This is a genomic window from Marinovum sp., assembly GCF_048263515.1.
GTDB lineage: Bacteria > Pseudomonadota > Alphaproteobacteria > Rhodobacterales > Rhodobacteraceae > Marinovum.
Genome location: NZ_JBLXEC010000001.1, coordinates 212,141 through 223,851, shown reverse-complemented (window position 1 = coordinate 223,851; position 11,711 = coordinate 212,141). Strand labels below are relative to the sequence as shown.

Below are 11,711 nucleotides of genomic sequence, written 5' to 3'. Positions count from 1 at the left end.
TTTGCGTCAAAATATCAAAACTGGCTTTCGATAAATTGAGACTGACACGGAAGCTGTTGCCAGCGGCCAGAAATTGCACCTCTCCTGCTCTCTGCGAAGCAGGGAGGGACGCCATGACGACCGGACCGCGCAACAGGCGCAGTGGACGCCAGGCTCGCATGGCGCTGCGCGCTGCCAAACCGATCTTCGATCCCTGTCCGCCGGGGCAGACCGGCGGCAGCTACAGGCCGCTCTCTGACGAGGACCTCGGTCGCATCCACGCAACCGCCCTTCGGCTTCTGGAAGAGCTCGGAATGGGCGAGGTGCCGCCGCGGCTGCGCGACGATCTTGTGGCGGCGGGGGCCGTGGACGATGGCGCAGGGCGGGTGCTGATCCCGCCGGCGCTGGTCGCGCAGGCGCTCGACCGGGCGGCGCGGAGCTTCGTGCTGCACGGGCGTGACCCCGAACGGTCCATAGAGGTGGGCGGCGCCCGGGTCTATTTCGGAACCGGCGGCGCGGCGGTGCAGACGCTCGATCTGGACAGCGGGCTCTACCGGCCCTCGACCCTCGCGGATCTGCACGACTTCACCCGGCTTCAGGACACTCTGGCGAATGTGAGCTGGTTCACCCGCTGCTGCGTGGCGACCGACGTGCCGGACACGCTCGATCTGGACGTGAACACCGTCTATGCGCTGGTCCGCAACACCTCCAAGCCGGTGGCGACGTCGTTCACCCTGGCCCGACATGTCGCGCCGATCGTCGAGATGCTCGATATCGTCGCGGGTGGGCCCGGGGCGTTCGCGCAGCGGCCGTTCGTGAAGGCGCATATCAGCCCGGTGATCTCGCCGATGCGCTACGGGGCGGATGCGGTGGACGTGGTCTACGAATGCATCCGGCACAATATCCCGATGTCCTGCATCACCGCCGCGCAGGCCGGCGCCACGGCTCCTGCGACCCTGGCGGGGTTCCTTGCGCAATCGCTGGCCGAAACCCTGGCGAGCCTGGTGATGGTGCATGCCATCCGCCCGGGGCATCCGATGGTGTTTTCGAACTGGCCGCTGGTCGTCGACCTGCGGACCGGCGCCTTCTCGGGCGGGAGCGGCGAGACGGCGGTGCTCAACGCCGCCTCGGCGCAACTGTCGAACTGGCTCGGGCTGCCCTCGGGCGTGGCCTGTTCGATGACCGATGCCAAGGCGATCGACGCGCAGCACGGGATGGAGAAAGGCATCACCTCGCTGGCGGCGGCGCTGGCCGGGGGGAACCTGATCTACGAAAGCTCGGGCATGACGGCGTCGCTTCTGGGCGCCAGTTTCGAAGCCTTCGTGCTGGACGACGAAATGCATTCGCAGACCTACCGCGCCCTGCGCGGGATCGAGGTGAGCGACGAGAACCTCGGGTTCGAGGCGATCTGCAGCGCTGTGCTGGGCGAGGGCCATTTCCTCGGCACGCAGCAGACCTTTGCGGCGATGGAGCGGGATTATTTCTATCCCACCCTGGCCGACCGCGATGCGCCCCGGACCTGGGCCGAGAAAGGCGCCGCGGATGCCTGGACCCGGGCAAAGGCGCAGGCGCGCGCGATCCTGCGCGATCACCATCCCGCCTACCTCACCGAGGCGCAGGACCGCGAGATCCGCGCGCGGTTCAACATCCTCTGAGCGGCGTCAGTCGAGCAGGCGGAAGCTGTCCTGCAGCCATGGGTCGCTGTCATGAAGCGGCGCGATGGCATACTGGCGGATCAGGCTCCGGACCTTCCGGTCCACCAGCTCGATCACCGAGCGCGAACAGTCCGGCGTCGTCACCAGCGCCAGGGTCCGGGCAAAGGCCTTGCCGGGAAAGCGGTGCATCTGCAGTTGCGGATGGAACCCCTTGGCGCGGGAAAACAGCAATGGCGTGGTGATCGTCCAGCCGGCGCCAGCAGCAACCATCGCCATCAGCGTCTGGTTGTTGCTGCACTCGAAGCGATGCGGCGAGGTCACGCCGATCCGTCTCAGCTGCGACTCGATCTGGCGGGCAATCATCAGGTTGCCGGAAAACCGCAGGAACGGCAGTTTCGTCCTGCCTTCAACCACATCTGACAGCGATTGCGGCGTGAGGCGCGGCAGCACCACCACGAAGGGGTCGCGCAGCAGCGGGCGATCCTGCAGATCGCTCAACGGCTCGTCCGGAGCCGTGGTGATGCCGAGGTCGAGCTGGCGATTGCGCAGCATCTCGATCAGATCGTGGCTCGATCCGGTGTAATACATGAAGTCACAGGCCGGCATGGTCGACGACAGCGAGACGGCAAGCCCGGGGACGATATCGCTTTCGAAATCCTCGATGGAGCCGATCCGAAGGTAGGAGGCCTCGGCCACGCTGCCGGCAGAGGCCTCGGCCCGGGCCTTGCGGATCGCGCGCAGCGCGTCGTCGATATTGCGCAGAAAGGCCTGCCCCTTCGGGGTCAGCACCATGGGCCGTCGGGCATGGTTGAAAAGCTCGACGCCCAGCTGCTCTTCGAGGCCGCGCAGGTGATGCGAGACGGTGCTGACCGTCAGACCGGATTCACGCGCGGCGGCCTGAAGCGAGCCATTGACGGCGCAGATCTGGAACAGCTCGAGAGACTTGAGGCTGAGATCGCGGGAGCTTGTGGAACGGGCCATCGGAACGTCTCGGCGATTGCATCAACTCCGACAGGTTACTCTCGTTCGTTCAAAGTATGAATATCATATTTTCCAACTCTCGGTACGTCTGTCCGCTCCTGCGACGCGTTAAAAAAACGCGCCTTCTGTCGCCGCCCTTCCGGGAAATTCGTCAGGCCATGGCCATCGCCCGGGGGCCGCCCCGGGCGCGAAACGGCGCGGCGGGACGCTGTGTCAATGCGTCAGGACCTGGTCAAGGAAGGCCCTGGTGCGCGCGCTTTTCGGCGCCGAGAAGAAGGTTTCGGGGTCGTTCTCCTCGATGATCGCGCCGGCATCCATGAACAATACCCGGTCCGCCACCTTGCGGGCAAAGCCCATCTCGTGGGTCACGCAGACCATGGTCATGCCCTCCTGCGCCAGCGTCACCATGACGTCGAGCACCTCGCCGATCATCTCGGGGTCCAGCGCCGATGTCGGTTCGTCGAACAGCAGGATCTGCGGCTTCATGCAAAGCGCGCGGGCGATCGCCACGCGCTGCTGCTGGCCGCCGGACAACTGGCCGGGATACTTCTGCGCCTGGTTGCCGATCTGGACCTTGGTGAGGAACCGCATGGCTGTGTCCTCGGCTTCCGCCTGCGGCATCCGGCGCGCCAGCATCGGCGCGAGCGTGCAGTTCTCGAGGATGCTGAGATGCGGAAACAGGTTGAAGTGCTGAAAGCACATGCCCACCTCGCGGCGCATCGCCTCGATGTTGGGCGCATCGGCGCTGATCGGCTCGCCATTGACGAGGATTTCGCCGGACTGGTGCTCTTCGAGCTGGTTGATGGTGCGGATCATCGTCGACTTGCCCGACCCCGATGGGCCGCAGACAACGATCTTCTCGCCCCTGGCGACCTTCAGATTGACGTCCCGCAGCGCGTGGTAGGTGCCATACCACTTGTTGACGTTGCGCATTTCGACAGCCGGTGTCATTGGCGATCTCCCTCAAGGACGGGTGTCTCTGCCGCGGTGATGATGATCTCCACCTTCAGCGCATCCCGGGCCAGCCGTGCTTCGCCGCAGGCGCGCGCCGGGGCGTGGCCCTCGGGCACCCAGGCATCCCAGACCGCGTTCATCTCGGCGAAATCGGCCATGTCGGCCAGCCAGACGATGGCCTGCAGGATGTGGTTGCGGTCCGAGCCCGCCTCGGCCAGCAGGGCGTCGATCCGCGACAGGCAATCGCGGGTCTGCTCGGTGACGGTGTCGCCGGCACCGACCTGACCGCACAGATAGACGGTGCCGTTGTGCTTGACGATCTTGCTCATGCGGGTGCCGGTGTGAAGACGGTCGATCATGCGGGTTCTCCGATCAGGGCGCGCGCGCGCAGCGCCGCGGCGATTTCCTCGAGGATGGCGGGATCGTCGATCGCCGCCGGCATCTTGTAGCTGGCGCCATCGGCGATCTTCTGCACCGTGCCGCGCAGCACCTTGCCAGAGCGGGTCTTGGGCAGGCGTTTGACCTCGATGGCGGTCTTGAAGGCCGCCACAGCGCCGATCCGCGACCGCACCAGCGCCACCAGTTCGCGCTCGAGCTCGGCCGGGTCGCGGCGGGCGGCGTCGTTGGTCACGAAGAGCCCCAGCGGCATCTGCCCCTTGAGCGCATCGGCCTTGCCCACCACGGCGCATTCGGCGACGTCGGGATGGCTGGCGATGACCTCTTCCATCGCCCCGGTCGACAGCCGGTGGCCGGCCACGTTGATGATGTCGTCGGTGCGCGCCATGATGAAGACATAGCCGTCCTCGTCGACGATCCCGGCATCCGAAGTGGCGTAATAGCCCGGGAATTCGGCGAGGTAGGACGAGACAAACCGCTCGGGCGCATTCCACAGCGTCGGAAAGCCCGAGGGCGGCAGCGGCAGCTTGCAGACGATATTGCCCAGCGTGCCCGCCGGCACCTCATGGCCCGCGTCGTCGAGCACCCGGATGTCATAGCCCGGCATCGGCTTGCCGGGCGAGCCCGGCTTGACCGGAAAGGCGCCCAGGCCCACCGGGTTGCCAGACATCGGCCAGCCGGTCTCGGTCTGCCACCAATGGTCGATCACCGGGCGATCGAGCTTTTCCTGCGCCCATGCGATGGTGGCCGGGTCAGAGCGTTCGCCGGCCAGGAACAGCGTGCGGAAGCGGGAGAGGTCGTAATCCCCGATCAGCGCGCCGGTGGGGTCCTGCTTGCGCACCGCGCGCAGTGCGGTCGGCGCGGTGAACAGCGCCACAACCCCGTGATCCCGGATCACCCGCCAGAAGGCGCCGGCGTCGGGGGTGCCGACCGGCTTGCCCTCGTAGACCACGGTGGTCGCGCCAGCTAGCAGCGGGCCGTAGCAAATGTAGGAATGTCCCACGACCCAGCCCACATCGGACGCCGCCCAGAACACCTCGCCCGGCCGGACGTCGTAGTGATGCTGCATCGTCCATTTCAGCGCCACCATGTGGCCGCCGGTGTCGCGCACCACGCCCTTGGGCGCGCCGGTGGTGCCGGAGGTATAGAGGATGTAGAGCGGATCGGTGGCCGCGACGGAGACGCATTCGGTGCCTTCGCCCGCGGCCAGCGCGGCGCCAACCGCGGCGGCATAGTCCACGTCGCGACCCTCGGTCAGATCGCAGCGCAGGGTGTCACGCTGCAGGATCACGCAGACATCGGGCTTGTGCGGCGACAGCGCAATCGCCTCGTCCAGCAGCGGCTTGTAGGCGATCACCCGCCCCGGCTCGATCCCGCAGGAGGCCGAGATCACCGCCTTCGGGGCGGCGTCCTCGATCCGCGTGGCCAGCTCGGCGGCGGCAAAGCCGCCGAAGACCACCGAATGCACCGCCCCCAGCCGGGCGCAGGCCAGCATGGCAAAGAGCGCCTCGGCGACCATCGGCATGTAGATCACCACCCGGTCGCCTTTCCCCACGCCCCGGGCCCGCAGCACCGCGGCCAGGGCGCTGACCTTCGCCTGCACTTCGGCGTAGCTATGCCGCGTCACCTGCCCCGTCACCGGGCTGTCATGGATCACCGCCAGCCGGTCGCCATGACCGGCCGCCACATGGCGGTCGATGCAATTGTAACAGGTGTTGCATTCAGCGCCTTCGAACCAGCGGCCATAGGCGCCGCTTTCGGGGGAGAAGACGGCCGGCGCCGGGGTGAACCAGTCGATCTCGCGGGCTGCCTCGGCCCAGAAGCCCTCGGGGTCGGTCTGCCAGGCGGCATAGGTCTCTTCGTATCGGGACATGGGGGGAGGTGCCTCTAACAGGTGTAATTCAGGCCCAGCCGGCCACCGTCGACGTAGATCGTCTCGCCGGTGATGTAGCTGGCCTTCTTCGAGCAGAGAAAGGCCACCACATCGCCGATCTCGCGGGCGGTGCCGGGGCGGCCCAGGGGCGTGCGCGACATGGCGGTCTTGAAGGCCTCGGGGTTGGCATTGACGCCGGCCATCATCTCGGTGTCGATCGAGCCGGGGCCCACGGCGTTGACGCGGATGTTGTGCTTGGCCAAGGCCAGCGAGGCCACCTTGGTAAGCTGCATTACCCCGCCTTTCGAGGCGCAATAGGCCGGGATCGCCGGGATCGCCACCTGGGCGTTGATCGACGACATGTTGACGATGGCGCCTTCGATCTTGTGGTCGACCATGACCCGCGCCGCCATCTGGGTGGCGAGGAACACGCCGCGCAGGTTGATGTCGATCACCCGTTCCCAGGTCTCGAGATCGTAGCTCAGGAAATCGCCCGGCATGGCGACGCCGGCGTTGTTGACCAGCGCGCTCAGCGGGCCGTGATCGCTGGCGATCTGCGCGAACATCGCCTCGACCTGGGCGACTTCGCCCATGTCGCAGGTGAGGCTGGCCAGCGCGCCGAGCTTTTCGCCCGCCGCCTTGACGCCATCCTCCTGGATGTCGGCCAGGATCACCTCAAAGCCGTCTTCCTTCAGCGCCTCGGCAGAGGCATAGCCGATGCCCTGGGCGCCGCCGGTGATCAGTGCGATAGGTTTCTGGGTCATGTCTTCAGTCCTTCAATCCATAGTCCTGTTGGGCCTGCTCGGCCGTGATCAGCCCGGCGCGCAGATCCTCTGCCACGCGCTGCGGGTCGCGGTCCTGCGGCGCGCCATAGCCGCCGCCGCCGGGCAGGCTGAGCCGCAGCCGCTGGCCGTTTCTGACCAGTTGCCGGCCCTTGCTGCGCAGCGGCGTGCCATCGGCCAGTTCCACCCGGCCCGGCGCACCCGGACCGCCACCGTCGCGCCCGCGCGCGGGATGTTCAACCCGGTCGAACATGGCATTGAACCAGAAGTCATAGCCGGCGCGCGGTGCGATCTCGATCACCTGCCCCAGCCCGCCGCGCTGCGCCCCGGCGCCGCCGGAGCCTTCGCGCAGGTCCTTGCGCCAGACGGTGATCGGGCCGACATGCTCGGTGGCCTCGACGCTCATGGTCGAGACGCCCGAGGGAAAGGCGGTGGCCGAGAGCCCGTCGAGCGCCGGCCGCGCGCCGGTGCCGCCGGAGTTGAACATCAGCACCTCGCGGTTGGGCAGGCCGGCCTCCGGATCGCTGGGGCGGGCCGAGATCTGGATGTTCCACAGCGCGCTGGCGCCTTCCGCCGGCACGGTGCCCGGCAGCGCCTGATGCAGCGCACCCAGCACCACGTCGGGCACCAGGTGGCCCAGCACATGGCGCACCGAGACCGGCGCCGGGCGGCGGGCGGCCAGGATGCAGCCCTCGGGCGCGGTGATCTCGAACGGCTCCAGCGAGCCCGAGTTGTTGGGCACCTCCGGCGCGATGGCGCATTTCAGCCCGTAGCAGGCATAGGCGCGGGTATAGACCTCGGGGCAGTTCACCCCGAAACGGCTCATCCCCGAGGTGCCGTCGAAATCGGCCCTGAGCCGGTCGCCGTCGATGTCGAGCCGCACCTTCATCAGCACCGGCGCGTCATAGCCATCGACCTGCATCTCGTGGCGGAAGCTGCCGTCGGGCACCTTGGCAATGGCGGCATGGGTGGCCTTGCGGCTGGTCTCGATGATGAACTCCGACAGCCCCTCGAGATCGGCAATGCCGAACTCGCCCATCATCGCCTGCAGCCGCCTGTCGCCGGCCGCGTTGCAGGCCGCCAGCGAATAGAGATCGCCGACCACCTGGTCGGGCTCGCGCACGTTGGCGCGCACCAGCCGGATCAGATCGCGCGCCACCTCGCCGCGCTCGGCGAACTTCATGATCGGGATCAGCAGACCCTCCTCGTAGACCTCGCCGGCATCGGGACCGAAGCCGCGCCCGCCGATGTCGACCACATGCGCGGTGCAAGCGAAGAAGCCGATGTGCCGGCCGTCGCGGAACGCGGGCGAGACCACGGTGATGTCATGCAGGTGGCCGGTGCCCATCCAGGGATCATTGGTGATGAAGACATCCCCTTCGAGGATGTTCTGCGGCCCGATCTCGCGCACGAAATGGGTCACGCTCTCGGCCATGGCGTTGACGTGGCCCGGCGTGCCGGTCACCGCCTGGGCCATCATCCGGCCCTGCCGGTCGAACAGCCCGGCAGACAGGTCGCCGGCCTCGCGCACCGAGGTGGAAAAGGCGGTGCGGATCAGCGTCGTGGCCTGTTCCTCGACCACGGCAATCAGCCGGTTCCACATGATCTGATAGTCGATCGACGTCGGGCTCATGACTTGTCTCCCTTGCGGATCAGCCGCAGGCTGCCGTCGCCCTGGCCGACGCAGCGATAGGCCGAGGTGACGATGGTGGTGGTTTCGCGTTCGACGATGATCGCCGGGCCGTCGACGGCGCAACCCGGGGCCATGGCGCTGCGCTCGACCTCCGGGGCCTCGACGGTGCGGCGCAGGGCGGCGTCGTAGAACTGCCGTTTGCGGAGGCCTGCGACCGGCGTGCCGCAGTCGTGGCGGGTGACGGCGGGGGTGTCCGGCAGGACCGAGGCCACCACCAGCGACCAGTTGGTGACCTCGACCCCCAGCCCCTCGATCACCCGGCCGAAGAGCGTGCGATAGGCGGCATCGAAGGCGGCGAGGATCTCGTCGCGGTCACCATCGACAAAGGTCTTGTAGGGCAGCGGCACCGGGATCTCCCAGCCCTGCCCCGAGTAGCGCATGAAGGCGGTCAGCCGGGTCGTGGTTTCGGCGCTGGCGGCACCGGCCGCGACGAAGTCCCGCGCCTCGGTCTCGAGCTCGGCCAGCGTGGCATTGACCGCGGCGGCGTCGAAGCCGTCGAGCCGCTGGAACAGTCCGCGCGTCGCCTCGTAGCTGAAGGCCGCCTTGAGGAACCCGATGGCCGAACCGACGCCGGCGCCGGGCGGGATGATTAGCTCGGCAATGCCCAGCTTCTCGGCCAGCCGGCAGGCATGCAGCGGCGCGCCGCCGCCAAAGCCGATCATGGTGAAATGCTCGATGTCGCGGCCGTTCTCGACGGTGTGGACGCGGGCGGCATTGGCCATGTTCTCGTCGACCATCTCGGTCACGCCAAAGGCCGCCTCCGAGGCGTCGAGGCCCAGCGGCGTGGCGAGCGTGTCGGTCACCGCGGTCTCCGACGCCTCCGGCAACAGCGGGATGGCGCCGCCGGCGAAGTTGTCGGGATCGAGCCGTCCGAGCAGCAGGTTGGCATCGGTCACCGTCGGCGCACGGCCGCCGCGGCCGTAACAGGCCGGACCGGGTTCCGACCCGGCCGAGCGCGGGCCCACCTGGATGCGGCCGAGGCTGTCGATCGAGGCGATCGAGCCGCCCCCTGCCCCGATCTCGACCATCTCGACCACCGGGGTCGAGACCGTCATGCCCGAGCCTTTCTTGAAACGATAGGTCCGCGCCACCTCGAAGGTATTGGCGGTCTTGGGCTCGGCATTCTCGATCAGGCAGATCTTGGCGGTGGTGCCGCCCATGTCGAAGGACAGCACGCTGTCCAGCCCATGGCCCCGCGCGAAATCGGCAGCAAAGATCGCCCCGCCGGCCGGCCCGGATTCCAGCAGCCGCACCGGCTGTTCCGCCGCCACCTCGACCGAGATCAGACCGCCGCCGGAATGCAGCATGAAGACCGGCGCGCCGACCCCCGCCTCGCCCAGCCGTGTCACCAGACGACCGAGGTAATCGGCGACCTGCGGCTGCACATAGGCATTGGCAATAACCGTGTTGAACCGCGGCAGCTCGCGCATCTGCGGCGAGATCACCGAAGACAGCGAGATCGGCAGATCGGGGGCGGCCTTGCGCAGCGCCTCGGCCATTTGCACCTCATGCGCGTCATTGGCATAGGAATGCATGAGACCGATGGCCACCGCCTCGTAGCCGCCGTCGCGGATCGTCTGCACCATGCGCGCCACCTCGGCCGGGTCCAGCGGCAGCAGCACCTCGCCCGCAGGCCCCATGCGTTCGGCCAGCGTGTAGCGATGCTCGCGCGCCACCAGCGGCACCGGCAGCGAGAGGTTCAGGTCATATTGCTCGAAGCGGTTTTCCGAGCGCATCTCGATCACGTCGCGGAAGCCCTCGGTGGTGATGAAGGCCAGCTTCGCGCCGCGCCGCTCGATCAGCGCATTGGTCACCAGGGTGGTGCCGTGGATCACCTGGCCGATTTCGCCCAGGCCGATGCCGGCGGCCTCGGCGGCCTCGGCGATCCCGTCAAGGATCGCCTGTTCGGGCGCGGCGTAATTGGTCAGAACCTTGCAGGTCGCAAGCCCGCCCTCATGGGCAAGCGCGACATCGGTGAATGTGCCGCCGATATCGACACCGACGCGGATCAGGGGAGTGGTCATGGGTCAGATGGCCTTGAGTATCTGGTTTGCGGTAAAGGCGGACTGGTAGAGCCGCGACATGATCGGGGCCGACGGCACGGGTCTGGGGCTGGTCATCGGCAGGGGCAGATCGGCGCGGTCCATGCCGGTCAGAAGCCCGGCCATGGTGGCCCCGAACATCGTGCCCGTGGTGATGCCGCGACCGTTGTAGCCTATCGGGGTGAAGAGGTTGGTGTCCAGTTCGTGGATCCGCGGCAGGTGATCCGGCGTCATCGCGATCTGGCCGTGCCAGGCCTCTTCAAAGGCCACCGGGCCCAGCCGCGGGAACAGCCGCGCGATCTGCTTGCGCGCCCAGCGGTGCGACAGGCCGCTGTCCTTGGTGCCGATCACCTTGCCCATCGAGCCGATCAGCAGGCGGTCAAAGGCGTCACGCCGGAGGTTGAACATGATCTGCCCGGTATCCCAAAGACCCTGCCGCCCCGGCAGGATGTAATCGGCCTCGCGGCCCAGTGGCGTCGTCGCCAGCTGGAAGTAGTTGATGATGGTGAACTGGCGGTCGAGGTCGGGCCAGAGCCCGTCGGTATAGGCGTTGGTGCCCAGCACGACGGCCTTGGCGGTCAGCACGCCCCGGTCGGTCTCGACCTTCCACAAATCGCCGTCACGGCGCAGTTTCGTGGCGCGTGTCCCGGTGCTGATCGTGGCGCCGGCGGCCAGCGCCGCGCGTGCCAACCCGCGACAAAAGCCCATCGGGTTGATCGTGCCGCAGCGGTGATCCACCAGACCGCCGTGGAAATGGTCGGTGCCGATCAGCTCCGAGACCTCGCGGCGGCCCAACAGGTCCACCGGTTCGCCCAGACGCTGCCATTCCTCGTGGCGCGCCTGCAGGTCGGCAAAGCCCCTGGGCCCGTGGGCGGCGTGGATGGTGCCGGTGCGTGTCACCTCGCAGCGGATCTGGTGCTTCTCGATCAGCGAAAAGACATACTCGGGGCCGCTGCCGAACTTCTTGATGAACCTCGGGCCATAGGTCTGCCCCAGCTTCTCGCGCACCTGCTGCGGCGGCAGCCAGAGCGCGGCGTTGACCAGACCGCAGTTGCGCCCCGATCCGCCATAACCGATCTGCTCGGCCTCGAGCACATGCGCTCTCAGGCCGGTCTCGGCGCAATGCAACGCGGTCGACAGGCCGGTAAAGCCGCCGCCGACAATCACCACGTCGACCCGGGCCTCTTCGGTCAGCGGCGCGCGATAGTCGGCCTCCTGCGCGGAAGCGTCCCAGAGCGATATTGCGTCCCGTGCGGTCATTCTCGAATCTCCCGTGCCCGATGGTCGTGTGATGCAAGGGGGAGGTTGCACAATCGCGTTTAGTGTGTCAACATACGAAATAGATGTTCTATATAG

The 11,711-nt window shown here is 67.5% G+C and carries 9 protein-coding genes; 1 reads left to right on the top strand and 8 read right to left on the bottom strand.

Features of this window, described 5'->3' with window-relative positions; translation table 11 throughout:
- Positions 1-113: 113 nt before the first annotated feature.
- A complete protein-coding gene (locus ACN0SE_RS01080) occupies positions 114-1,634 on the top strand; it encodes a trimethylamine methyltransferase family protein (protein WP_417522616.1) in 1,521 nt (506 codons plus the stop codon).
- 6 nt (positions 1,635-1,640) lie between these two features.
- On the opposite strand, the gene ACN0SE_RS01075 is transcribed toward ACN0SE_RS01080, so the two are convergent.
- From ACN0SE_RS01075 to ACN0SE_RS01040, 8 genes are all read right to left on the bottom strand, one after another.
- Positions 1,641-2,615, bottom strand: coding sequence for a LysR family transcriptional regulator (locus tag ACN0SE_RS01075; RefSeq protein ID WP_417522615.1), 975 nt, complete (start codon positions 2,613-2,615; stop codon positions 1,641-1,643).
- A 213-nt stretch (positions 2,616-2,828) separates the two neighbouring features.
- Complete coding sequence (locus ACN0SE_RS01070) at positions 2,829-3,566, bottom strand: amino acid ABC transporter ATP-binding protein (protein ID WP_417522614.1); 738 nt, start codon at positions 3,564-3,566, stop codon at positions 2,829-2,831.
- A complete protein-coding gene (locus ACN0SE_RS01065; RefSeq protein ID WP_417522613.1) occupies positions 3,563-3,928 on the bottom strand; it encodes a RidA family protein in 366 nt (121 codons plus the stop codon). Before ACN0SE_RS01065 ends, ACN0SE_RS01070 begins: the two co-directional genes overlap by 4 nt.
- Positions 3,925-5,838: an AMP-binding protein gene (locus ACN0SE_RS01060; RefSeq protein WP_417522612.1), complete on the bottom strand. Its 1,914-nt coding sequence runs from the start codon at positions 5,836-5,838 to the stop codon at positions 3,925-3,927. Before ACN0SE_RS01060 ends, ACN0SE_RS01065 begins: the two co-directional genes overlap by 4 nt.
- 14 nt (positions 5,839-5,852) lie before the next feature.
- Positions 5,853-6,602, bottom strand: a complete 750-nt coding sequence (locus ACN0SE_RS01055) for an SDR family NAD(P)-dependent oxidoreductase (RefSeq protein ID WP_417522611.1) — start codon at positions 6,600-6,602, stop codon at positions 5,853-5,855.
- 4 nt (positions 6,603-6,606) lie between these two features.
- A complete protein-coding gene (locus ACN0SE_RS01050; protein WP_417522610.1) occupies positions 6,607-8,253 on the bottom strand; it encodes a hydantoinase B/oxoprolinase family protein in 1,647 nt (548 codons plus the stop codon).
- Positions 8,250-10,337 carry a hydantoinase/oxoprolinase family protein gene (locus ACN0SE_RS01045; RefSeq protein ID WP_417522609.1) on the bottom strand — a complete coding sequence of 696 codons (2,088 nt, stop codon included), beginning with the start codon at positions 10,335-10,337 and terminating at the stop codon, positions 8,250-8,252. The genes ACN0SE_RS01050 and ACN0SE_RS01045 overlap by 4 nt, the downstream gene beginning before the upstream one ends.
- A 3-nt stretch (positions 10,338-10,340) precedes the next feature.
- Positions 10,341-11,615 carry an NAD(P)/FAD-dependent oxidoreductase gene (locus ACN0SE_RS01040; RefSeq protein WP_417522608.1) on the bottom strand — a complete coding sequence of 425 codons (1,275 nt, stop codon included), beginning with the start codon at positions 11,613-11,615 and terminating at the stop codon, positions 10,341-10,343.
- Between the last annotated feature and the right edge of the window lie 96 nt (positions 11,616-11,711).